General features: G+C 52.2%; 17 protein-coding genes. 6 read left to right on the plus strand and 11 right to left on the minus strand.

The features are described from left to right. Positions 1-187: 187 nt before the first annotated feature. From AC1RVX_RS08165 to AC1RVX_RS08175, 3 genes are read right to left on the minus strand one after another with little or no spacing between them, the layout of a single operon-like run. Positions 188-2,476 carry an RHS repeat-associated core domain-containing protein gene (locus AC1RVX_RS08165; protein ID WP_493216070.1) on the minus strand — a complete coding sequence of 763 codons (2,289 nt, stop codon included), beginning with the start codon at positions 2,474-2,476 and terminating at the stop codon, positions 188-190. Between the two features lie 47 nt (positions 2,477-2,523). Further along, a complete protein-coding gene (locus tag AC1RVX_RS08170; RefSeq protein ID WP_493216071.1) occupies positions 2,524-3,990 on the minus strand; it encodes a hypothetical protein in 1,467 nt (488 codons plus the stop codon). After that, positions 3,987-6,299 (minus strand): RHS repeat domain-containing protein, encoded by a 2,313-nt coding sequence (locus tag AC1RVX_RS08175; protein ID WP_493216072.1) that lies wholly within the window; start codon positions 6,297-6,299, stop codon positions 3,987-3,989. Before AC1RVX_RS08175 ends, AC1RVX_RS08170 begins: the two co-directional genes overlap by 4 nt. A gap of 952 nt (positions 6,300-7,251) precedes the next feature. Here AC1RVX_RS08175 and AC1RVX_RS08180 point away from each other — a divergent pair. Together AC1RVX_RS08180 and AC1RVX_RS08185 are read left to right on the plus strand one after the other, a co-directional pair. Beyond that, a complete protein-coding gene (locus AC1RVX_RS08180; protein WP_493216073.1) occupies positions 7,252-10,737 on the plus strand; it encodes an EAL domain-containing protein in 3,486 nt (1,161 codons plus the stop codon). Positions 10,738-10,814: 77 nt separating this feature from the next. Then, complete coding sequence (locus tag AC1RVX_RS08185) at positions 10,815-12,620, plus strand: redoxin family protein (RefSeq protein ID WP_493216074.1); 1,806 nt, start codon at positions 10,815-10,817, stop codon at positions 12,618-12,620. 452 nt (positions 12,621-13,072) lie between these two features. On the opposite strand, the gene AC1RVX_RS08190 is transcribed toward AC1RVX_RS08185, so the two are convergent. The 3 genes from AC1RVX_RS08190 to AC1RVX_RS08200 form a co-directional block, all read right to left on the minus strand. Continuing rightward, on the minus strand, positions 13,073-13,903 hold the full coding sequence (locus AC1RVX_RS08190; RefSeq protein WP_493216075.1) for a M50 family metallopeptidase: 831 nt from the start codon (positions 13,901-13,903) through the stop codon (positions 13,073-13,075). A 175-nt stretch (positions 13,904-14,078) separates the two neighbouring features. After that, on the minus strand, positions 14,079-14,840 hold the full coding sequence (locus tag AC1RVX_RS08195; protein WP_493216076.1) for a polysaccharide deacetylase family protein: 762 nt from the start codon (positions 14,838-14,840) through the stop codon (positions 14,079-14,081). 101 nt (positions 14,841-14,941) lie between these two features. Beyond that, positions 14,942-15,466 (minus strand): glycine zipper 2TM domain-containing protein, encoded by a 525-nt coding sequence (locus AC1RVX_RS08200; RefSeq protein WP_493216077.1) that lies wholly within the window; start codon positions 15,464-15,466, stop codon positions 14,942-14,944. A gap of 561 nt (positions 15,467-16,027) precedes the next feature. Between AC1RVX_RS08200 and AC1RVX_RS08205 the strand changes: the two genes are divergently transcribed. Then, positions 16,028-17,026: a type II secretion system F family protein gene (locus AC1RVX_RS08205; protein WP_493216078.1), complete on the plus strand. Its 999-nt coding sequence runs from the start codon at positions 16,028-16,030 to the stop codon at positions 17,024-17,026. Positions 17,027-17,076: 50 nt separating this feature from the next. On the opposite strand, the gene AC1RVX_RS08210 is transcribed toward AC1RVX_RS08205, so the two are convergent. The 4 genes from AC1RVX_RS08210 to AC1RVX_RS08225 form a co-directional block, all read right to left on the minus strand. Continuing rightward, positions 17,077-18,042 carry an MBL fold metallo-hydrolase gene (locus AC1RVX_RS08210; protein ID WP_493216079.1) on the minus strand — a complete coding sequence of 322 codons (966 nt, stop codon included), beginning with the start codon at positions 18,040-18,042 and terminating at the stop codon, positions 17,077-17,079. 95 nt (positions 18,043-18,137) lie between these two features. After that, the gene (locus tag AC1RVX_RS08215; protein ID WP_493216080.1) at positions 18,138-18,914 is read right to left on the minus strand and encodes a hypothetical protein; all 777 of its coding nucleotides are present in this window, start codon (positions 18,912-18,914) and stop codon (positions 18,138-18,140) included. Positions 18,915-18,949: 35 nt separating this feature from the next. Further along, positions 18,950-19,450 (minus strand): NUDIX hydrolase, encoded by a 501-nt coding sequence (locus AC1RVX_RS08220; RefSeq protein ID WP_493216081.1) that lies wholly within the window; start codon positions 19,448-19,450, stop codon positions 18,950-18,952. Positions 19,451-19,474: 24 nt separating this feature from the next. After that, positions 19,475-19,954, minus strand: coding sequence for an Lrp/AsnC family transcriptional regulator (locus AC1RVX_RS08225; protein ID WP_493216082.1), 480 nt, complete (start codon positions 19,952-19,954; stop codon positions 19,475-19,477). Between the two features lie 363 nt (positions 19,955-20,317). Here AC1RVX_RS08225 and kynB point away from each other — a divergent pair, with 363 nt between their 5' ends. Genes kynB through kynA form a run of 3 tightly spaced genes read left to right on the plus strand, consistent with a single transcriptional unit; the run spans position 20,318 to position 23,140 of the window. After that, positions 20,318-20,959 carry an arylformamidase gene (gene kynB / locus AC1RVX_RS08230; protein WP_493216083.1) on the plus strand — a complete coding sequence of 214 codons (642 nt, stop codon included), beginning with the start codon at positions 20,318-20,320 and terminating at the stop codon, positions 20,957-20,959. Continuing rightward, on the plus strand, positions 20,956-22,233 hold the full coding sequence (gene kynU / locus AC1RVX_RS08235) for a kynureninase (protein WP_493216084.1): 1,278 nt from the start codon (positions 20,956-20,958) through the stop codon (positions 22,231-22,233). Before kynB ends, kynU begins: the two co-directional genes overlap by 4 nt. Before the next feature lie 55 nt (positions 22,234-22,288). Beyond that, positions 22,289-23,140: a tryptophan 2,3-dioxygenase gene (gene kynA, locus AC1RVX_RS08240; protein ID WP_493216085.1), complete on the plus strand. Its 852-nt coding sequence runs from the start codon at positions 22,289-22,291 to the stop codon at positions 23,138-23,140. A gap of 6 nt (positions 23,141-23,146) precedes the next feature. Here kynA and AC1RVX_RS08245 read toward each other — a convergent pair whose 3' ends face one another. Then, a complete protein-coding gene (locus tag AC1RVX_RS08245) occupies positions 23,147-23,644 on the minus strand; it encodes an alpha-ketoglutarate-dependent dioxygenase AlkB (RefSeq protein ID WP_493216086.1) in 498 nt (165 codons plus the stop codon). Between the last annotated feature and the right edge of the window lie 96 nt (positions 23,645-23,740).

A 23,740-nucleotide genomic window follows, 5' to 3' on the forward strand; every position in this document is an offset into this window, starting at 1 on the left:
CCATAGCACTCCAATAATAGGAAGTGTATATGAGGCAATATCAATATCGAAACATACATGGAATACTATCATTAGTAATGCAATTGCAAATACTAAAGCCACAATCTTGTAAACCATCAATAATGATTTAGATTTTTTATACATAGATATATTAAAGAAATTATTTCAATATACTAAATTGAAATTACTAATTTGTATAGACATACTCCGTCCAGCATTTCATTCCGCCACAAGCAGACCCAATGCCAACTTGCGGTTTAATTGTAAATATTTTTCCTTTGGGATCAATGCTGTAGCTAGGATTACCATCGCTAAATTCTACTGAAGCACTTCCGTGCGGGGTAACCATCATCCCACCATAAGATTCAGACCATCCCTTATCAACACCTCCCGCACCTACTCCAACTGTTGGGCCACCTCCAGCATATAAGCCAGGCCCTATAACCACACAATACTTTTGATAGAGCCCCCATTTACCATTGGTGTCGAATCCGAAGCCGTACTCTACAGTACCACCTTTCATAAGACCGTGATATTGCCGACCGATGCCAATTTGCATATTCATAGTCACAGGAGTACCCGCGTGATCATGCACCGGAGAAACGTTCTGTTTAAAGAAATTCATGAAACTAATCGCACCAGATGGAATCCCACCATTCGATGTCGCTCCACTGCTATTTGAATTTCCGTTATTTACATTTCCCGATCCAAACCCTCCTCCACCAAAATCACCACCTCCCATATTTGTACCTGGAGCCAAGCCAAATTTGTCATGATACGCAAAGGGCCGTCCGTTCACGTAATCGTACGTATTAATCCCCCCACCCAATCCAATCGGATCACTTTCAACGTAACGCCCCGCCTGCGGATCATAATCCCTGAAGTAGTTATAGTGCAGATTCGTCTCCGCATCAAAGTACTGTCCCGGAAAGCGGAAGTTAAACGTAAACTTATTCGTCGCCGCTGTCGGCTGTTCATTCGGTGCAGTTTCTCCAAATGGTGCACTGTCCCAACGCCAGACTTCATTGCCACTTGAGTCTGTAATCACTCTCGGTGTGTTGATGTGATCTGTCTGGATATCATACACCCTCGGTATATACGCCGCCACATTCACCGCTACTGGTGCTGAGGTGCTTGCTGCCCCAACGTTGTCGGTTACCTTGGCTGTGATGCTGTAACTACCTTGCGTCACATTGGTCCAGTTGACGCTGTAGCTGCTGCCGTTAGTTGCTGTCGGTGTGGTCGTTGTAGCGATCAGTGTCGTCCCCTGATAGAACTGCACCTGACTGATGCTGTTGCCACTGGCCGCTGTTACCGCAGCTGTCAGGCTGATGCTGGCCGGAGCAATGAAGTTGCCATTGGCAGGTGACAGGCTGATGGTTGGCGGTGTGGTGGTGGTTCCACCCGTTGCAGTACTAAGCACCTGACTATACACAAACGCAGCCGGCCCACCATTGGTACTGGCGATGTTGTTGGCAAACACTTCTCCAATCAATGCAAAGTTATTCGCACTGGTGAGGTTGACATCGCCCTGGTCTACATAAATACCGGCAGCGATCTGTGCACCTTGTACGGTGGTGAAGTTGCCGCTATACAGAAACAGCTTGAGCTTTTGTGGTTGTTGCGCCTGGATTTGGGTATTGCCCATGCTGCTGCCACAGGTGCCGCTGATGTTCCAGCAGGTGGGGCCTGCATTGAGGGTGAAGGCGTTTTTAAAATAGAGGTTGACGCTGGTGGCGTTGTTGCCACTGGCAGCTGGGCTGACTGTAAGGTGGCAGCTTTGTTGCCAGTTGGCGGTTTCAATATAATAATCGCCCGGTTCAAACTCCATGGTGGTGCCATTGCAGTTGGCCACATTGAGTTGTTTGATGCGGGTGGCGACACCGCCGCCCTGGAAGTGCAAAATACCACCGGCCTGGGTGGTGACTTTGGCGTATTCCCCTGCTGGTAAGCTGAGGGTGCTGCCTTGTACTTTAACGGTCAGGGTTTGGGATGCTGTGCTGCCACCACTATTGCTGGTGACGGTTAGTTGACCTGCACCATTAAGCGTGGTGCTGGTGCTGCCGTTGTTGACGATGACCTGGGCGCTGTTGGCGTAATTGACGTCCAGCAGGTTAGCCGTGCTGAGGTAGGTCGGCAGGGTCAGGCGGCTGACGTTGGCACCGCTGGCGGCAATGGTGGTGGCTGCGGCTGTACTGGTGGTGCTGCTGTTTTTACACAGTTGGGTACCCAGCAGGTTGGCTGCAGTGACATTGACCTGGGGGCTGTCATAAAACCCGGGGTTGCAGTATGCCTGGGTGTTGACGGTGTCGCCCAGGGTGATTTTGCCGCCACTAAAGACGTTGAAGACGCTGGGGGTGCTTGGGGTGGTCTGTGCAGCGACGGGGGCGGTGAAGCAGCTTAACAGGGCTGCACTGCTTACTGACAGCAGCAAGCTGCCCCATGCCTTGCGCAAGGGTCGTAAATTTGAATTCATGTTTTTGCTTTTTCTCATTGATTGGTCATAGACAGCAATGCGCTGTCTTACTTGATGACTGCCACAGGAATATCGCCCAGGTAGATGTAATCGACATCGCTTTGTCCGCTTTGTCCGCTTTGCCCGCTGTGTTCGCTGATGAGTTTGCCGCCGCCATCGTAGTGATACAGGGTGCTGGTCGCGGCATTGTTGCCATTTGCTGGCACAGCTTTCTGTACCCGCTGCCCCAGTGCATTGATGGTGTATTGGACGACACCGGTGCTGGTGGTGACTGCTGTCATGCGGCCCCTTGCATCATAGTTAAACTGGGTATTGCCATTGCTGGTGATGCTGCCGTTGGCGTCTGTACTGATGGTTTTGCTTTGGCTGTCGGTCAGTTGGGTCAGGCGATTGCTGGCTATGTCGTAGCTATAGCTGGTATTGGCGGCATCTACGGTCTTGGCCGTGCGATTGCCAACGGCATCGTAAGTAAACGTCTGGCTGGTTTGTGGGGTGGTGTAGCTGGTCAGACGGTCTAGACTGTCAAAACCGTGGCTAATCTGACGGTTGGGGTTATTGACTTCATTGATGGAAGTGATGCGATTGGCGGCATCGTAGGTGATGGCCTGCACTTTACTGTTGAGGGTGTAGCTGGCGATACGCTCATCACCATCAAAAGTACGGCTATAGGTCTGGCCTGCGCTGTTGTGATAGCTTTGTACGCCACCAAAGGGGCGATACACAGTCTGACTGAGGACGGTCATGGTGATGCCGTCTTTAGTGGTATCGATCTGGCTGATGCGCCCTAAACCGTCGCGAGTGTAGCTGACTTGACGGCCATTTGGGTAGGTCAGGCTGCTGATGCGCCCAGCAGTGTCGTACTGGTAGCCAGTCACATACCCAGTGCCGCTCATGGTGCGCGTTTCAGTCAGTACACGACCACGGCTGTCATAGGTGTACTGGATGGTGCCGCTGGCATCACTGATTTGTGTCAGGCGGCCTTTGGCGTTACTGCCCTGGTCATAGCTGTAATTGATGATGCTGCCATCGCTATAGGTGACGCGGGTGATGCGGTTTAACACGTCATAGGCATAGCTGGTGGTCTGGTTTTTGGCATCTGTGCGGGTCAGGATATTGCCGGCAACATCCACCGTCGTGCTTGTTGTGCCGGTGTCCGGGCTGGTCAGACTTAATTGATTGCCCAGGCCATCTACCGCGTATAAGGTATTAAGGCCACGCGCGTCTGTCACTTTGACCAGGCGACCCTGGCCATCGTATTGATAGCTTGTGGTTTGATTATTGGCATCAACCTGCGACTGCAGGCGACCCAAGGCATCATAATTTTGCTGGGTAACGGCATTAAGAGCATTGGTAATTTTGCTGACGTTGCCAACGCTATCGTATTCATACTGATACACGGTGGACTGCGCTTGGGACTGAACTGGGCTGCACAGGGCAGCCACGGCCAGCGCCATTGCGCTGATTACCGGGCGATGCATTTTGATTGACATGGATGGATTCAGGAAGTGGTTCATTGTGTGGCTCCTGTCACTTTTTGCAATTGATTCAAGCCGTCATATACACGGCTGATTTGACGTGTCAAATTGCCAGCGCTGTCGGTGACGGTTTCATTGATACGGTTGCTCATGTTGTCGAGTGTGTAGTTGATGCTGTTGCCCAGACTGTCGTTGATTTTTGTCAGGCGATGGGCGTCGTCATAGGTGTAGCTGATGCTGCTGTTGTCTGGCAGGGTGACCTGGGTCATCTGGCCTGCTGCGTCATATTGATAGCTGGTGGTTTCGGTCACGCCGTCAGCATTGCTTGCACGCTGGCTTAACCAGCCGCGTGGTGTGTAGGTTAGAGTTGTGACCAAACCATTTGGATCAGTGATCTGACCTACACGGCCATTGCCGTCATAGTTGGCATAAGTCGTGACATGGCCAGCGGCATTGGTGATGCTGCTGAGGTTACCCTTGGCGTCATAGGTATAGCTGGTTTGATCCACGACATCGGTACGTGGGCCTGTCGCCGTCAAGACTTGACCGACATCGTTGTAGGTATAGGTCCAGGTACGTGCTGTGCCTGTCACACTGGCGTTGGCACCCTGGCTACCATTTGCATCGGTGGTTGCCTGCGTGGTTTTGGTGAGCAGATTGCCTTTGGCATCATAGGTATAAGTCGTGCGCAGCAATGGTTCGTTGACTTGCACAGGCAGGCGATAGGTTACATGCCAGGATGTGGTCGTCGTTAATGGCTGTGAAGTATTGAATGCGTCTGTACGGCGTATCTCCAGATTACGGGACATATCAAAATCATAGGATGTGCCGATATCTTTCCAGTCATATTTGCTGGTCAGATTGCCATTGGCGTCGTAACCGTGGCCTTTGGTTGCGGGGCAACCAGCGCAACGGTCATAGGTACCACGGTATTTAGGAACACCAACAATCCAGTTATAAGCGTAAGTGGTTCCATTGGTAGTCGGATTGTCATTCGTCCCACCAAAATATTTCACATAATGCGCGCTTTGGATAGAGCTGAAGCCATAGTCGATGGTCACCTTTTCTACACCACCGGCATGTTGAGACATGATCGCGTTACCTGCACAATCGTAAGCCCAGGTCGCAAAGCGCACGCCGTTTTCATCTGTGATGCCAGTCAACACGTTTGGCAGCGTGCCAAAACCATTGCCTACATTATTGCCACGGCAAGAAGAGCCGCCATTAATCCATGCACTTTCGTTGTAGTGATAAATACGTTGTTTGCCGTCTGGGTAGGTCACACTGGTGAGGTTATTTGCACTACAAGCCAGATTATTGACATCATAGCTAGCACACCCGCCTGACGCACCGTCATATTGGTATGTGTACACTGCTTTATCTGGTGCGATGAGCTTAACAATGCGGCCAACGGTGTCGTATTCAAACTGGATCTGTCTGCCCCAATTATCGGTAACGCACAGCAAGCGATCCGCTGGCAGCACTGCGCCTGATTGCACATTGTCACAAGCGGGTGCATCGGCTGGCCATCTGGCGGTTGCTGTGTCATTGCTGGTGCCCGTGCTGTAGGTCAGCGTGCGTGTTGTGCCAGCACGGGAAGTGATGGACAAGAGCTTGCCTTCTGCGCTGTATTTTTCAACATTTTCGGTATCACCGTCGGTGTAGGTCCAGGCGATTGTATTGTTGCTGTCTGTTGTCGCAATCAGTCGGCTGTTGATATCCACATCTGGCGTACCAACACCATTTGCCATGCTGAACAAGTGACGGCCACTATTTGGGCTTGTTACCGACACAATGTCTGGAACAACCAGGCCAGTTAGTTTTTGTGACTGGTCCGCGCAAAATGAATGGGCGTCAATGGTACTGGCAAAACAGACTGCATCCGGCCCTCTATTTACACGTACAGACTCTTGTAAAATTTTTGAGTCAAAAGGGGTCACCCAGTGACGCCCATACAAACGTACCGTTGCCTCGTCAATGTTGAGCATATCGCCATGGTAGTAACGGTCAAACCCAAGCTCGCCGCTTACTTTGATGTCGGTTTCAATTTGAATTTTGCTGGCATTTGCCGGAACAATCGGGTTACCACAACATGGAATAGGTGGAGGCGGTTTATTCGGGTCTGGTTTATCCGAGTCCCGCTTCGCACATTGGCCGTTGACATAATCATCTCCGGTGCTACAGTTGCAGTCGGTTTTATCGTCGCTGAGATGGCTACCACCTGGACAGATTCTGAGTTTATAGGTATAGAACAAAAAAAACGCCAGATCAACGGGATTGCCTTGTGCATCTATCTGATGCCCTACACAGGTCTTCTGTTCATCGTTATTTGGGTAGGGGCCGCCCACAGGGGCAATACCAAATACACGAAAAGGATCTGTATTGTCTTTAGTTTTAAAGTTGCAGTATTGGTCCGCCGTACTAAAAAGTGGGTCGTGACCATCTAGATCCGCCCAACCAATCTTGGGGCCAGGCGCCCTTCCATCAAATGCACTCGCCACTGACTGAAGCAACAGCAAGCACATGAAAAATATTAATTTATGCATAATAGAATTTTTGAAATGTGACACATGAAGGAATTCATACATCAGAGATGCATGATCTTTAGGCTGTGATCGATATGACGATGTAGATCAACACCATCAGGCAGGACAGAGTTGAAGACACACACGCGCAAAGCCTATGTACCATTTTTAGCCGGATTCGCATTGGATTCAATACTATTTAGAATAGAAATGCATAAGCATTTTCAATATTGCCGTCTGCCAATAAATCTCTGATTACACATCCGCAGCCGGGCCATTTCCCGCATGAATGCTGGGGTTCAGGTTGATGAAGCGGGACTTGAGCAGAGGTGTTTTACCAGACCATGAAGCAACTAAGCCAGAAAATGATACGAAAATGCATTTTCAAATTTCATATTGGTGTCAAACAAAATCACCCTGCATCCCGGTCTAAATTGGCTTTTGACAAGCCCTGGTTCAATTTAAAAGGCTTTGTTGATCTGAACTGTGACGGACGGGGGAATGGATAACAAAAGTGCCATGGGTGATGCTAATATGAACAGTAAATTCCACTCCGCAAGCTGTAGTCTGGCACGCCTGGTCTTTGCGCAAGATAGGCAGTTCTGCCTACTGGCATGGGTGGTGCATGTTCCAGTTGTAAAGAATTGCAAACCATGCAAAATGGACACAGGCAGCGGCTTACATACCGCTTAAATACCGCTTATGATAGACAAATTGCTTTGCAGCATAATCATATGTATGGCTCGTGTTCCCATCAGGACTACGGAAAAACACAATGACAGAGCGCCGTGAAGAGACCGTAAGCTATCTGCCACCCGTGCCGGCAAGATCAATCCGCAATTATTTGCTGATGCTGGTGCTGGTGGTATCGATGCCGCTGGTGGCGGCTGTCGGCTTTGGTATCTATCACGATTTTCAGCAGTCAACCGCCAATACCAAAACGTCACTGCGGACCATGACCAGCGTCACGCTGAACAATACCAAGAGCAAGCTGGCGCAGGCAAAACTGGTGATGTCTGGCATTGCCAGCTTGCCAGCAGTACGGCAATTGTCGATGGCGGACTGTCCGGCCAGGCTGGCAAGTCTGGCCAATCTTAGCCCCACCTTTTCCCGCATCGTTTTGACTGACTTGCAGGGGATCATTCTTTGTGCGAAACCTGGCAGCAATAGCGCAGATGCCCGTATGACCGATATGGTCAGGGCAGAAGATATACAAGCCACTGTCAGCAATAAAGGCTTGAGCATTTCGCCGCCCCACCGCCACAGCAACAACAGCCCGTGGTCCACTACCCTGGGCTTGCCGATCTGGAATGAAGCGCAGCAGATAGTCGGTGTGGTATTGATGTCGCTGGATGTCAGTTTTTATGATCCAGGCATCCCAGCGCAATTTTTGCCAGATGCCAGCCGGTACGGCTTTTTTCGTGATGATGGCATCATGCTCTGGCGTAACCAGGACCCAGATGGGGTCATTGGCACCCGCCCCAATGCAGCCGCCGCCAGACGTATTGTGGAAATAAAAAATGGAGAATTTGAGAGCCTGGCCGTAGATGGCGTAACACGCTTTTTTTCAGTAGCGGCGTTGCCAGAATACGGGCTGGTCACCTTTGTCGGTGTACCGGCCAATACGGTTTTTGCCGAATCCCGCAAACGCGCTATGGAGTCTATCGCCCTGGTGTTATTGATGATAGGTTTGTTGCTGCTGGTCGCGATTGTCTTTGCCAGACGCATCACACAGCCAATCACCGATCTTGCCGATGTTGCGCGGGAAGTCAGCAAAGGCAATCTGGGTGCCAGAGCACCGATTCAGGGTCCGGAAGAATTACAGGCTGTTGCCCACGAATTTAACCGTGTGCTGAAGGCTCAGCAGCACAGTGACGAACAGTTCCGTGCCTTTTTGGGTAATAGCGCCATCGTTGCCTGGGTTAAAGATACCGCTGGGCGCTACCAGTTTGTCAGCGATAATTTCTTACGCCGCTTCAACATCTCCATGCAAGAAGTGATAGGCAAGACAGATCATGAACTCTGGCCCGCCAGTGTTGCAGACAGCTATCATGACAATGATCTGATCTTGCTGGAAACGCGTGAGCAGCATGAAGCCGTCTGGCCATCCACCAATGCCGATGGCACCATCAGTTGGTGGCTGGTGAATAAATTTGTCTTCACAGGTTTTGATGGCAAACCCCAGATGGGCGGGTTGGCAGTAGATATCACCGAACGCAAGCGCGTGACTGATCTGGATGAGTTGGTCTTGCAGACGGCAATGGATGCCTTTTGGCTGATCAACAAGGATGGCGATCTGGTGGCAATCAACGAAACCGCCTGTACCATGATGGGGTATACCCGCGAAGAAATGCTTGCCCTCAACATCGCTGATGTTGATGTATTTGACGAAACCAATGGCAAATCCGTGCATGAGCGCATCAATATGCTACGTCACGAAGGCAGCCAGCAATTTGAGGCCAGACACAGGCGCAAGGATGGTCGTATCATCGATGTGGAAGTGTCGGCACGCTATCTGCAAGGCCAGGAACTGTTCCCTGCCTTTGTGCGTGACATTACAGCACGCAAGCAGGCAGAAAAGAGCCTGCATCTGGCCGCCACCGTGTTTGAATCGCATGAAGGCATGTTTGTCACCAATGCTGACCGGGTGATACAGCAAGTCAACCGCGCCTTTACCGAAATCACGGGTTATACAAGAGAAGATGCTATCGGCCAGACTCAGGATTTATTAAAATCCGGCCAGCATGATGTTGTCTATTTTGAAGAAATGAGTCACCAGTTGGAAACAGAAGGAAGCTGGCAGGGAGAAATCTGGAACCGTCACAAAGATGGCCATATCAGCCCGCAATGGCTGACCATCACCGCCGTGTATGGCAGCAACCATGAGTTATTGCACTATGTCGGCACGCTGACCGACATCACGACCCGCAAGGCGGCAGAAGATGAAATCAAGCATCTGGCCTTTTACGACCCGCTGACCAGATTGCCCAACCGCCGCCTGCTGACAGACCGGCTGCAACAGGCACTGGTTGCCTGCGCCCGCAGCGGTCACAAAGGCGCGCTGATGTATATCGACCTGGATAATTTCAAGACCCTCAACGACACCCAGGGCCACCACAAAGGTGACCTGCTGTTACAGCAAGTGTCTTTTCGCCTGACTCATTGCGTGCGTGAAAATGATACTGTCGCCCGCATTGGTGGTGACGAATTTGTACTCTTGCTGGAAAATTTAAGTGAGGCACCCAACGAAGCCGCCACCCAGATTGAAATGGTTGGCAAAAAAATTCTGGAATCATTGAATCACCCGTATGACTTGGCAGGCTATGAATGCCATAGCACACCCAGCATAGGTGTCACCCTGATTGCGGACCATAACACCGGCTCTGATGAATTGATGAAGCAAGCTGACCTGGCCATGTACGCCGCCAAGACCGCCGGTCGTAATACCCTGCGCTTTTTTGATCCTGGTATGCAGGCCGTGGTTACCTCGCGTGCTGCCATGGAAAAAGAATTGCGCGAGGGTCTGCGCAACCAGCAACTGCAGTTGTATTACCAGGCACAGGTCAACCATGATGGCGAGCTGATCGGTGTTGAAGCGCTGGCGCGCTGGCTGCATCCACAACGTGGCATGATTTCCCCGGCTGAATTCATTCCCCTGGCAGAATCCACGGGGCTGATACTGCCGCTGGGCTATTGGGTCTTGCAAACCGCCTGCTTGCAACTGGTCAGTTGGGCACAACAAGCGCAGCGCGCCCATCTGACCATTGCCGTCAATGTCAGCGCACGCCAGTTCCACCAGCCTGACATGGTGGAACGGGTGCTGGCCATTATTCATGAGACTGGCGCCAATCCACATCTGCTTAAGCTGGAACTGACAGAAAGCCTGCTGGTGGATGATGTTGAAGATATCATCAGTAAAATGGAATTACTCAAAGCAGCTGGCCTGTGTTTTTCGCTGGATGATTTTGGTACGGGTTATTCTTCACTGACGTACTTGAAACGCCTGCCGCTGGACCAGTTGAAGATAGACCAATCCTTTGTGCGTGACGTGCTGAGTGACGCGAATGATGCCGCCATTGCCCGCACCATTGTCGCCCTTAGCCAGAGCATGGGCCTGTCTGTCATTGCCGAAGGGGTGGAAAATGTCGAGCAACGCGACTACCTGTCCAGCCAGGGTTGCTATGCCTATCAGGGCTATTATTTTGGCCGCCCCATGCCTATCGCTGATTTTGAAGCAGCGCACCCGGCGCAACGCGACTGAAAAAAATCATTCGCATGACAAATAATCCAAAGTAAATTACCATCTGCCGACGCCCCTTTTTGAAAGTGCGCCTCAAGATGAAACCAGTGTTAAGCCTGTTTTTACCTGTCCTGTTTTGCCAGTTGCTGGCCCATGCTGATGCCAGTAAGGCAGCCGTAGCCAAAGAAAGCAAACCTGCACCCTTATACAGTTTTGGTTACCGTGTAGGTGAACGCCTGGCCGATGTCAGCGTCAAGGATGTCAATGGCCGTGAAGCCATCTTGTCGCAACTGGCTGGCAAGCGTGGTGCCATCATCGTTATGCGTGATGCAGAATGCCCGGTATCACAACGGTATGCACCGCGCCTGGCGGAACTGGAAAAAGAATACACAGCGCAAGGTTTTAATTTTGTGTATATCGATGTCAGCCCGTATTCTGGTATGAGTACGGGCGCAGGTGCAGACGCTGAAGCAAAACAGGGGGCTGCCAGGAGCAACTTGCAGGGCCGCGTGGTACTCGACACCAGTCACGCCATCAGCAATGCCTTGCGGGCAGCATCCACTTCTGAAGTATTTTTAGCCGATAACCATGGCACCCTGCTGTATCGTGGTGCCATTGATGACCAGTACGGCATCAGCGTGCACAAAGACGCCCCCGGCAAACCCTGGCTGCGCAAAGCTTTGACAGAATATCTCGCTGGCAAAGACATCACCACCCCACAGAGTGAAGCCAGCGGTTGCCTGTTGCCTGACCATGCGGGCGAAGCGACACAAAACCGGCCTGTCACCTATCACAACCGCATCAGCCGCCTGATCACACAAAAATGCGAAATGTGCCACCGTGACGGCGGCGTTGCCCCCATGCCTTTGCAAACTTATGCGCAAGTCACCGCCCGCAAAACCATCATCGACTACATGACCAGCAAACGCCTCATGCCGCCCTGGGGTGCCGACGCCAGCGTTGGTCATTGGGCCAATGACAGAAGCCTGTCAGAACAGGAACTGGCCGACCTGTCCCATTGGTTTAAAGCCGGCAGCCCCGCTGGCAACGCCAAGGAAGCCCCTGCCCCACGCAATTATGTGGCAGGCTGGGACATGGTCAAGCCAGACGCCGTACTGCAAATTGCTGAACCACATACGGTGCCTGCGCAAGGTGTGGTTGAATATCAGTACAGCTACCTGAAGACAGATTTTGACACCGACAAATGGGTGACGGCGATGGAAATACGCCCATCCGCCCCCAAGGTGGTACACCATGTTTTAGTCTTTCTGGAAGAACCTGATGCCAAACGCAAGGCTGGTGGCATCGATGGCTTTTTTACCGGGCTGGTGCCAGGCACACCATTAATGACTTTCCCGGAAGGGGCGGCCAAGAAAATCCCCAAAGGGGCCTGGTTGAAATTCCAGATTCATTACCAGCCAAACGGCACTGAGCAAATTGACCAGACCAAAATCGCCTTCCAGTTTGCTGACGATGCCAGCAATGCCGACGGTAAATTACAAGAAGTCAGGAGTGAATCTGCCTTCAATGCCAAGTTTGAAATACCACCGGGTGCCGCCAATCACCAGATCGAATCCATCTTCCTGTTCCGCAAGCCGGGCAAACTGACAGCCTTGATGCCACATTCCCACTTGCGTGGCAAAGCTTGGAAGATAGAATTGGTGGACCAGCTTGGCAAGCGCAGCCTGCTGTTGAATATTCCCAAATATGATTTCAACTGGCAATCGGTATATCAATTGAAAGAAGCCATCAATGTGCAACCGGGCATGCGCCTTGCCGCCACTGCCTGGTATGACAATTCCAGCGACAACCCTGCCAACCCCGATCCTAAAGTCGCGGTGCACTTTGGTGAACAGACCTTTGAAGAAATGATGATAGGTTATTTTGACTGGATTCCGGATTAGGCTGGCCTAGTGTCCTGAGTTACTAGAACTCATTTCATAAATAGGGATGAGTGCGAGCAAGGCGATTCGGGATGCAGTGCAAGGCGTGACGCGTAGCCAAGGCTGGTGCCTTGGCAAGCGGCACAACGTAGCAATGCGCCCGCGAAGTGTAGATGCGGCCAGCTCCCGGAGGGTTTGCCTCATAGCGCGTGCTGGACTGCGTTGGACTCGTTGTCAATAGACCCGCTATTGACTGCCTCGTCCGCCTTGCCAGCCCGCGCTATGAGGCAAACGCATCTCACCCCTATTTATGAAATGAGTTCTAATTCGTTGAATAATAAATCAGGCGAAATCGGTATGAGACAAGGAGCAAAGCACAGCAAGGCTGGTGCCTTGCGCGCATTTGCGAAGCCGTATCGTATCGATTCTCGCCGGATTTATTCAACGAATTAGTAACTCAGGACACGAGGGTGTCACCGTGGCTGCGGCAAGGCCAAAGCCCGCATGACACCCAGGCCCAGCAAGGCAAAATTGAGCACGCTGATCAACAGCGCAAAAAACACAAAGGCCAGCCAGGGCAAGGCTTGCACGCTAAAGGGCAAGAACAGCGAGGCGAATACCCGTGCATCAGAATACATGCCATTGCGCAGGGCTTCATATTGAAAGATGTAGCTGGTGTCGCTGAAGGCGGAATAACACATGACTATGCCCAGCACCTGCAAGGCCAGCCTCTGCCGGGCATCTGTGGCACGCAATAAATACAGGCAAGCCACCATCAGCACCACCGGCAACAGCAGAGCCAGCAAATGTGCCACACGCCATTGTGCCAGCAAGGGATAATCGGCACTGCTCATCCATACCGGCTTGATCATGTAATAGCCGCCGATGGCAAAAAACAGCAGCAAGACCAGATAAGGTATCCACAATTTTTTTGCCCGGGTTGACACCATCAACAGCACACTGCCACACACTGCCGGCCCCAGCAAGCCGCCCAGCAAGACCAGGCTTTGCCAGCCACTGCTGGTAATCGCTGCACCACCATCTGCATCCATCTGGAACCAGTAAAACGATCCCCCGGTCAGCAAGCTGGCCAGCCCATGCCCCATCTCATGCACAAACACGCCCACGTACCGCAACGGCGCTGTCAGCCACACCAACAGGTAAGCCAGATTGGGAAACAGCAAGGGCAAGGCTACCCACAACAAGAAAAACCCGGCCATCAAAGACAGCAACGTCCGCCTGTGGCCAAGGCCACGATTACTGAGCGCGGTGTTTGAAAAGATGGATCGGTCATTGACAGACATGCGTATTCCCAGGGTAGAAATTCTCTGGCATAGAGTAAACCAGCTATCATATGCTTGGGTGTTAACCGAGTATTTGCATGGCAATCTTGGGGCGCCATGTGCACCTTTTTTTAATGCATGGCTGCATTCGGTGTGCGTGGCGCACCCTACTGTTTACGATATGCAATGGCGCGATTTATGTTTTGTCGCGCAGTGCCTTGCGTTCTGGCGTTCTTTGCATGTCTGCCTGATCTAGGCGGACGAAGACGAAGCCTTGCTTCAATGCCTCTGTCAAGCCTGATGACAAACCTTCAGCAGAATCTGATTTGGGTTTGTTCATGTGGGCGATGATGACATCCCCTGCTTGCAGGCGTTTGAATTGTTCGACAATGGCTTTTTTACGCAGGGTGGCACCCTGATCAGCATTCAGCGAAAAACCGGCAATCTTGTAACCCATGCGCTTGATTTCTGTCATCGCTTCTGCATCATATTGGGCGCTGGCACCGCGATACCATTGTGGCGCAATGCCTATGGTGCTGGTGATGGCTTTGGCACCTTCAGTCACTTCACGTTGCAGGTGGGCGACATCCGGCTCGCCAGCCATGCCATACACAGTTCTGCCACTGCCGATGATGGCGGGGATATGGTTTTCGCCATGGTCTTCAACATCAAACAAATCCAGGTTTGATTTGATGATGGCGACGCCATAGGGATTTTTATCCAGCCATTTTTTGGTGACAAAGATGGTAGCTGGTATGCGCTTGCTGATCAAAAAAGCGATCAAGCCTTCGTCAAAGTGGCCAGAGCAGGCATCCAGGGTCAGGGCTACCTGCTTTTCTGAGCTGGCTTGCGGCACCAACCGTGCATGCACTTCCACCGGCTTTGCCTGGGCGGTGGCAAGGCAAAAAAGCAGGCTGGTGTAGACAGCAAAAGAAAGATGGCGCGGAGAGAAAATCATGGTGTACTTTGCAGTTTCAGAGAGTAGACAAACATCAGGGGAGCCTGGCTCCCCTGATGTCCAAGGCCAGATCAAAAACTGATCAGGCTGATGGATTGTGCCTAAGGATTACGCTTGGCCACTTCATTACCAACATAACCGCCACCCACTGCACCGGCGATGGTGGCCAGGGTGCGGCCATTGCCGTTACCTACCTGGCTACCCAGCAAACCACCGACGACAGCACCTACACCAATGCCGACGGCGCTGTTCTGGCTATTATGGGCCACAGGCTGGGCAGGTGCATTGTTGCTATACGTTCTTGGCTGGCTGTTATGGCTGCTCTGTGCCACTTTTGGATGGCTGACAGGTGCGGCGTATTGTGGTTCAGGCTGCATTGTATTCATGCCGGATGTGGTGTTGCCATTGCTGGCCAGGTTGGCACCATTAGGACCATTAAGGCCATTAGTACCATTGACACCATTGTCAGTTGTAGCAACCGTATTGGCGTTTGGTGCTGTCGTGCTATGTGAACTGGGCAATACACCAGTGATGGCTGCTGCACCCAGCAAGCTGACCAGTATGACTGAGCAAGCTGCGCCAGCGACCAGAGGATGAATTTTCTTGCCTGTTTGTGCTTGTTCCATGTTTGATCTCCTGATGATGGAAAAAAGGTAGTGCGTGCTCCATTAACGCATGGGTCAGCAAAAAAGGAGACCGGATAAGGTGTTACAAAGGTAAGCGTTTGTAACGATTTAACGGTAAAAGTACTGCCAGATGCAACATTTTTATGATCCAACGCTATCAGGGTCTGCTGACATGTCTTTTAGGCAAGCTTCAAACGCTGTTTGTGCGAAACCATGATTATTAGAACTCATTTCATAAATAGAGATGAGTGCGAGCAAGGCGATTCGGGATGCAGTGCAAGGCGTGACGCGCAGCTAAGGCTGGTGCCTTAGCAAGCGGCGCAACGTAGCAATGCGCCCGAATCGCCAGCTCCCGGAGGGTTTGCCTCATAACGCGTGCTGGACTGCGTTGGACTCGTTATCAATAGCACCGCTATTGACTGCCTCGTCCGCCTTGCCAGCCCACGTTATGAGGCAAACGCATCTCATCCCTATTGATGAAATGAGTTCTAGTGGTTTTGATCTGTATCTTCCACGCAAGATAGCACTTACAAAAAATTGTTTCATGGCACAATGCCGTCTATGACTAGCACCCCTCACCTACCAATGCCGATCAGCATGCGTGCCGACATGCTGCATCAGATGGCGGCACTCAGCAAAGCTGGTATCGCCCCGGCACAGGCACTGCCCATGATCAAACTGCCTGGCAGGTATCAGGCAAGGATGGATGGCACACGGCGCGCCATGCAGAATGGGCAAGATATCGCCAAGGCAGGATTACGTTATGGCTTGTGGACGCCACTGGAAGCGGGCCTGGTGGGTGCAGCACTGGCCGCCGGGGACCCGACACCGATGTACCGCCGCATGGCTGACTATTACACCGAAAAAGCCCGGCAATTATCTGGCATACGATCACGCCTGATGATGCCAGGGTTCACGTTTTTGATATTTTTGTTTGTGACACCCCTGCCCCAGTTGGTGGCCGGTACACTGAGCACGGCTGGCTATCTGTGGCAGGCCATACGTGCGCTGGGCCTGGTGGCCGCCGTGATCATGACCGGGCTGTATGGCTTGCGCCGGTTTCAGATGCGGTCTTTGGATGTGTCAGCATCCTGGGCTGATCATCTGATGTTGCGCCTGCCGGTATTTGGTGCCATGCACAGGCAGCGTAACCTGGCTGATTTCTGGCAAAGCATGGCTTTGCTGCTGGAAGCGGGCCTGCCAATGTTTGATGCCCTGCCACTGGCCATGCAGGCAGCAGACAATGTATTGATACGGCAGGAACTGGCACGCATACTGCCGCTGGTGCAGCAGGGCATGCCACTCAGCGACGCCTTGCGCAGCGTGCCGACTATCACCGACAGTACCTTGCAGGGCATGGTGCAGACCGGCGAAGCCAGTGGCAGCTTGCCCGAAATGCTGACACGCTATGCCAAGACAGAAAGCATCAAACTGGAACAGCGACAAAGGGTGGTGGCAGAATGGATACCCCGCGTCATCTATAGCATGATCGCCGCCATGGTGGCCTATAGCATTTTCAAAAGCGGGGCATTCATGCCGCATGCGCCTTTGAATCCATAAGCAAAGGACTTACGCAGCCATAGCAGTTTTGTGTAAGTCCTTGACGAAACTCACTTTCCACCAACCACAATACGCTGCATATCATTCGCAAACAGGATAGTACCCGCATAATTCTTGCGTATGGCAGCGGTGCTTTCCATTTCATGGCCCAGGGTGCGCTTCATGCGGTGCGACAAGACCAGCTTGCCTGGCTTGGCGGCACCGGCGATGCGGCCGATTTCTGTCGGCATCATGTGCAGCAGGCGGGCCACTTCATCGGGATCATTTTCGCGGGCGGCATTGTGGGCAACCAGCACATCGGTGCCTTGCGCCAGTTGATCGAGCGCCTGGTCGCTATTGCTGGTGTCGCCACTGAAAGTGACGCTGCAATCCTTGCTGTCTATCCGCCAGGCCAGTGATGGCACGGGGCCATGCAAGACGGCGACCGCGCTGACACGCACATCGTCACCAATAGTATAGCGTTTGATTTCCTTGTCTTTGGCAACGACTTCTTCCAGCTCCATCTTGAACTGGCTGCTGACATCGGGGTCGGCATAATCTGCCAGATAGGCATAGGCACCTGTGTCACGGTTGAACAGGGCGTGGACGAATTCTTTGATGCCTGGGAAGACACCGCGTTTGGGTGGGCCAAAGACACGCAGTTCTTTATCATAGCCGGCAAATGGCAAACCCTTGACCAGGGCCGGAAAATCAGCCGTATGATCCACATGAAAATGCGAAAACAAGACCGCATCCAGATCTGCCGGATTGGCCCCGGATTTTTCATAATTCAGCGCAGCGCCACTACCAAAGTCAACCAGTATCCTGGCCTTTTGATCGACCCAGACCAGATAAGACGTGGAAGCACGCTGATCGCTCAGTTCTGGGCCACCCGAGCCTAATACCTGCACCACCAGCTTGCCCGGCTGGCACACAGCTGCCATGGCAGAACCAGTGGAAGCCAGCACACCACAGGCCACGGCCAAAGAAGCAGCAATTTTCAGCAAGCTATTTTTTTCGCATACTTTTTTCGACATGATCTCTTACCTCTTGTAGCTGCACATGCTTCCCGTCAGATTGCCCTGGCTTCACTGCGTGATCACTGCCGATTCACTGCCGAATCATTACTGACTCATCGCTTCGGTTGCGTCTCAGTTTGATTCAGATAACGCTGGATATCCGCCACCTTGATCTTGCGCCCCAACTTATGCTTGCGTTCTTTCATGTCACGCACGATGACATTCAATTCGCTGACTTTGGGACGCAAGGGTTTTAGTGATATCGCCAGCACGGGGACGATCTGTTTTCTTACATAACGGCTGCCAGATGTCAGTACCTGCCAAAACACCAGCAGCAGACTGATGACCATGGTTGCCAGCAGCGCCTTGTCTGCATATTGCGGGAAGTATTTTTCCGCCAGATTAGGCAGTGTCTTGAAAAGCACAATGCTGGCACCAACGGCAAGCCAGAATTCCAGATCGAGCGTGACCTTGGCCAGCCGCCTTTCCACCATGGGTGACAAGAGATAGAAAGGGGTCCTGATGAGCGCAAAACGGTCTTCGTCCTTTAAGGATTCGGGAGACTTACGTATGCGCTCTTCCAGCGCCAGCCTGTCTTTCAACACTTCCTGCATGTGTGGGTTCGACATTTTGACCAGGGTTGGCATGGGCTCATTCTTCTTGGGAACGCTTGCATAATCCGTCAGATCAGCATTCATGATGGTCTTGCATTTCAGGCAGGTACGTTCGTAGCCAACCAGCTCGCCCTGACTGACAGTGATGTAATACACATGGCCTGCCAGACCTATGCGCTTGATTTCAAACGCCCTGGGCTTGCGACAGATAGGACAAAAATCGGCAACATAACCAAGCTTGCTGAAAACATGTTTTTTCCCCCAGACGATGACCATCACTACCCCGCTTTCTAATAATTATGCAGAGCGTATCATTCACTTTCATGCTGCACAATATGTTGCGCAATGTGTTCCGCAAAGTGTTCCGTACTATGTTGCAGTTCGGCCAAGGCATTGGCCAGGAAAGATGGGCGGATGTCCAGTTGATGCAAATCTGTTAGTTTGAACCAGTCAAAATGCAATTTCAACTTGCCTTCGGTGCCGCTGTATGGGCCGGGTGTGGTCAGCAGACGCGATTCTGGCTGCAACCGGGCTAGAAAGTACAAACCCAGTTCATGATGCTTCTGGCCACGATAGGTAAAGAAATTTTCCACGGTCCACAGCAGTTTTTCACAAGTCACTGCCTCTGCCAGTTCTTCCTGCATTTCACGCACGATGGTGGCGGCGGCAAGCTCACCCGCATCCACACGGCCACCCGGCACGAACCAGAAATCATCACCTTCTATCTGGTGTAGCAAGACGCTGTCACCATTCAGGATCAGGGCGGCAGCACGCAGGTTGTAACGGTAATTATCAATGTCAAAAGAAATCATAGGCTTGTTTTTTTCTGACTTAAATTATTCTGCTGCCACCAGCAGGCTGGTAGCGATCTGCTGCGTATCCTTGAGCGTCTGCAAGACAATGTTGGAACGGATATCAAGCACGCCTGTGGTTTTGTACAGGCGTTCCAGCACAAAAGCAGAATAATGTTTGAGATTGCGTGCCCGCACGCGCAAGAGGTAATTGGCGTCACCGGTAATGATATAAGAACCGACGACCTCTGGCCATTGTTGCAGGGCTTGCGAAAAATTTTCATGCCATTGCTCAACATCGCGCCGCATGGTGACCTGGACAAAGGCATCCACTTCCAGCCCGACAGTGGCGGCGTCAATCACGGCGCAATAATGATGGATGACACCGGCCTCTTCCAGCATACGCACGCGGCGCAGGCAAGATGAAGGCGACAGGAACACCTTGTCAGCCAGATCCTGATTGCTCATACGGCCATCAGCCTGCAACTGCTGGAGGATTTTAAGATCAGTAGCGTCGAGCTGCATCAGTTTCTCCTATTTTGGATAAGACCTCTCTACACAGAGGCACAGGGGGGCACAGAGGGGCACAGAGAAATGCAAAGAGGAAGGAAAGACTGATTGCAAGCAGCCTTTCCTTCCTCTGTGCCTCTGTGGTGAGCGGTCTTTTTCTTCTATTATGGCTAATGAGTATCAACTCGCTGAATAATTGCAAAAACACAAACAACATGGTGTCTTTGCGCGACGCACAAAGAAGTTTCTGCATTATCTATCAATATTAAACAAATTTGACGCAGTTTATTCTATAAATATAGTTTTTAATGTGGCAATTTGCAAGAACTATTCAGGCAAAACGGCATAAAATCTCTGCATGTTTTTACAGGAGTCAGCATGTCTCTACCCGCCCCACATATCTGGGATATCACCCCGCCCATACAGCCTGGCATACCGGTCTGGCCAGGTGACAGTGCCTATAGTGCCGAAACCACCTGGCAGATTGCCGATGGCTGCCCGGTCAAGGTCAGCAAGATCACCATGTCTACCCATACCGGCGCGCATTGTGATGCGCCTTCGCATTACGACGCCGCTGGCAAATCGATTGATGAAGTAGCGATCAGCACCTATATCGGCCATTGCCGCGTCATCCATTGCATGGGTGTGGCCCAGGTCTTGCCGGAACATGTGCAGCCATTTCTGGCACAAATGCCACAACGGGTATTGTTCCGTACCTATGTCAATGCACCGCAGATGAAGTGGGATAGCGATTTCCCCAGCGTGGCAGCGGCCACCATCGACCTGCTGGCCCAGCACGGCGTGCGCCTGATAGGCATAGACAGCCCCTCGCTGGACCCGCAAGAATCCAAAACCCTGGATGCCCATCTGCGTGTGAAAGCACATGAGATGGCGATACTGGAAGGCATCGTCCTCGATGACATCGCCGCCGGGGATTATGAATTGATTTGCCTGCCATTAAAACTCGCCGGACTGGATGCCAGCCCGGTACGCGCCATCCTCAGGAGTCTGCACCAATGACACAAACCACCGCCACCACCACCACTATCACCGCAATCAACCGCAGCGATTGCGAAAAGCTAGATCAGCAAGACCCGCTGGCCGCCCTGCGTGAAGAATTTGATTTACCCGCCGGCGTGATATACCTGGACGGCAATTCGCTCGGTGCCCGCCCCAAGGCTGCGCTACAAAGAGCGCAAGATGTCATCACCAAAGAATGGGGCACCGACCTGATCAAGAGCTGGAACACCGCTGGCTGGTTTGATTTGCCATCCACACTGGGCAATCAGTTGGCACCACTGATCGGTGCCGAAGCGAATGAAGTTGTGGTGACGGACACCACATCAGTCAACCTGTTCAAGGCCATTGCTGCGGCCTTGCAGATACAGTCGCCACAGACCCAGCGCAAAACCATCATCACCGAGCGCAGTAACTTCCCTACCGATATCTATATGGCGGAAGGCATTACCCGCTGGCTGGATCGTGGTTACCAGATTCACTTGATCGATTCGCCGGATGAACTGCCGCAAGTCATCAATAACAGCACAGCGCTGGTGATGCTCACGCATGTGAATTACCGCACCGGCTATTTGCATGACATGACTGCCGTCACCGCCCTCGCCCATCAGCATGGTGCATTGATGTTGTGGGATTTGGCGCATTCTGCCGGTGCCGTGCCTGTGCAGTTGAATGTGGCACATGCCGACTTCGCCGTCGGCTGCACCTATAAATACCTGAATGGCGGCCCTGGTTCACCCGCGTTTATCTGGGTGCCAGCACGCCATCAGGAAGCGTTTCATCACCCCTTATCCGGCTGGTGGGGCCATGCCAGCCCGTTCGCCATGAACCCTGGCTTTATACCGACCCCGGGCATACGCCGCGCCCTGTGCGGCACCCAGCCAATTACCTCGCTGGCGATGGTAGGCTGTGGCCTGGATACCTTCGGCAAGACCGACATGCAAGCCATACGCAAAAAATCACTGGCGCTGACGGACCTGTTCATCAACCTGGTAGAAACCCGCTGTGCCACGCATCCGCTGGAACTGGTGACCCCCCGCCCGCACCAGCAACGCGGCAGCCAGGCCAGCTTCAAACACCCGCACGCCTATGCGGTGATACAGGCACTGATACAACGCGGCATCATCGGCGATTACCGTGAACCCGCCATCATGCGCTTTGGCTTTACGCCCCTGTACACCCGCTACGTCGATGTCTGGGATGCGGCAGAGGGTTTGCGCGAAATTCTTGACAGCAAGGATTACGATACGACAGCACAGCGGAATGCGGTGACTTGATTTTAAGACCTCTGTGGCCAAGGGTTTTATGTGCAAAGAATTTTAAGGAAACATCATGAGTAATAACGAGCAAGCTGGTAAATGTCCTATGTCCTGGCATGGCGCGCAATTGGATTTTAGCGAATCCATGAGCTATGGCGACTATCTGGGGCTGGACCAGATTTTGACGGCCCAGCATCCGCGTTCGCCCAATCACAATGAAATGCTGTTCATCATCCAGCATCAGACCAGCGAACTGTGGATCAAGCTGATGCTGCATGAACTGCATGCCGTGCGCCAGCACATCCGCAATAATGATTTGCCACCGGCATTCAAGATGCTGTCACGCGTGGCCCGCATCATGGATCAGCTGGTGCATGCCTGGGATGTCTTGTCCACCATGACACCGAGCGAATACACCGCCATCCGCCCTTACCTGGGTGCATCATCCGGTTTTCAGTCACATCAATACCGTGAGCTGGAATACCTGCTGGGCAATAAACAAGCCACCCTGATGGCGGTACATGAAAGCAAACCCGAGATCCATGCCACACTGGATGCCGCACTGCGCACGCCATCCATCTACGATGAAGCCATCATGCTGATGGCACGCCAGGGCTTTACGATAGACGCAGAACGCCTGCAAGGCGACTGGTCACAGGGTGTGGTCGCCAATGAATCCGTCAAGGCTGCCTGGCTGAAGGTGTATCAAACACCAGAGCAATACTGGTCATTGTATGAACTGGCAGAAAAACTGGTAGACATGGAAACCGCCTTCCGCATCTGGCGCTTCCGCCATGTCACCACAGTAGAACGCATCATCGGCTTCAAAACCGGCACCGGCGGCACCCCCGGCGTCAGCTACCTGCGCAAGATGCTGGACGTAGTCCTGTTCCCGGAATTGTTTGCTTTGAGGACGGCGCTGTAAGCCAGTTTATCGATCAAGGCTCTGCAGGAGCCTTGACTCAGCCTTGTTCAGAATTTTCCTGAACGTCATACTGATCCTCTCACCTGCCCCGACCTCCTTGGGAATCGCATGCAACCAGTCGTTTTGAATTGCTGCTGACATATACAACAGGCTGCCCGGCGGTAGCGGGCAGATAAATTCCTGGGTTTTGTCAGCCTTATTGCGGTAAGTGATATGGCGCTGGCTGCCAAGCGAAATGATGGCCACACCGCTTCCTTCTGCCAAATCATCGGTGGAATCTGAATGAAAACCCATGGATGAATTGCCGTCGGTGTAAAAGTTCAACAGACAATTATTCGGCAAGAAACCCAACTCGCTTTCTATCGCTTGGCAGATAGGCTGCAAGAAATCCGGCATCTCCGCGGCTTCATATTCTATTTGCGAATAGTCGTAGGCAACACCAAAGCTGGCCGTCTTTCGGGCGCGCATTCTTTCATCCCAGATGACTTCATTCTTGAGTTGCATGAATAAAGCATCCGCAGCAGAAAGAAAATCGTGTTTTATATAAATGGAAGGTGCTTGCATAATCGCCTTATTGGATTGAGGCGAATGTTTTGACTT

It is taken from the genome of Undibacterium sp. GW821-FHT11B02, from assembly GCF_058808955.1.

What these genes read in the sequence shown, in the direction of transcription:
- AC1RVX_RS08165 (WP_493216070.1), bottom strand. Translation starts at nt 2,476, where the DNA reads ATGAATTCAAATTTACGACCCTTGCGCAAGGCATGGGGCAGCTTGCTG.
- AC1RVX_RS08170 (WP_493216071.1), bottom strand. Translation starts at nt 3,990, where the DNA reads ATGAACCACTTCCTGAATCCATCCATGTCAATCAAAATGCATCGCCCG.
- AC1RVX_RS08180 (WP_493216073.1), top strand. Translation starts at nt 7,252, where the DNA reads ATGACAGAGCGCCGTGAAGAGACCGTAAGCTATCTGCCACCCGTGCCG.
- AC1RVX_RS08185 (WP_493216074.1), top strand. Translation starts at nt 10,815, where the DNA reads ATGAAACCAGTGTTAAGCCTGTTTTTACCTGTCCTGTTTTGCCAGTTG.
- AC1RVX_RS08190 (WP_493216075.1), bottom strand. Translation starts at nt 13,903, where the DNA reads ATGTCTGTCAATGACCGATCCATCTTTTCAAACACCGCGCTCAGTAAT.
- AC1RVX_RS08195 (WP_493216076.1), bottom strand. Translation starts at nt 14,840, where the DNA reads ATGATTTTCTCTCCGCGCCATCTTTCTTTTGCTGTCTACACCAGCCTG.
- AC1RVX_RS08200 (WP_493216077.1), bottom strand. Translation starts at nt 15,466, where the DNA reads ATGGAACAAGCACAAACAGGCAAGAAAATTCATCCTCTGGTCGCTGGC.
- AC1RVX_RS08205 (WP_493216078.1), top strand. Translation starts at nt 16,028, where the DNA reads ATGACTAGCACCCCTCACCTACCAATGCCGATCAGCATGCGTGCCGAC.
- AC1RVX_RS08210 (WP_493216079.1), bottom strand. Translation starts at nt 18,042, where the DNA reads ATGTCGAAAAAAGTATGCGAAAAAAATAGCTTGCTGAAAATTGCTGCT.
- AC1RVX_RS08215 (WP_493216080.1), bottom strand. Translation starts at nt 18,914, where the DNA reads ATGGTCATCGTCTGGGGGAAAAAACATGTTTTCAGCAAGCTTGGTTAT.
- AC1RVX_RS08220 (WP_493216081.1), bottom strand. Translation starts at nt 19,450, where the DNA reads ATGATTTCTTTTGACATTGATAATTACCGTTACAACCTGCGTGCTGCC.
- AC1RVX_RS08225 (WP_493216082.1), bottom strand. Translation starts at nt 19,954, where the DNA reads ATGCAGCTCGACGCTACTGATCTTAAAATCCTCCAGCAGTTGCAGGCT.
- kynB (WP_493216083.1), top strand. Translation starts at nt 20,318, where the DNA reads ATGTCTCTACCCGCCCCACATATCTGGGATATCACCCCGCCCATACAG.
- kynU (WP_493216084.1), top strand. Translation starts at nt 20,956, where the DNA reads ATGACACAAACCACCGCCACCACCACCACTATCACCGCAATCAACCGC.
- kynA (WP_493216085.1), top strand. Translation starts at nt 22,289, where the DNA reads ATGAGTAATAACGAGCAAGCTGGTAAATGTCCTATGTCCTGGCATGGC.
- AC1RVX_RS08245 (WP_493216086.1), bottom strand. Translation starts at nt 23,644, where the DNA reads ATGCAACTCAAGAATGAAGTCATCTGGGATGAAAGAATGCGCGCCCGA.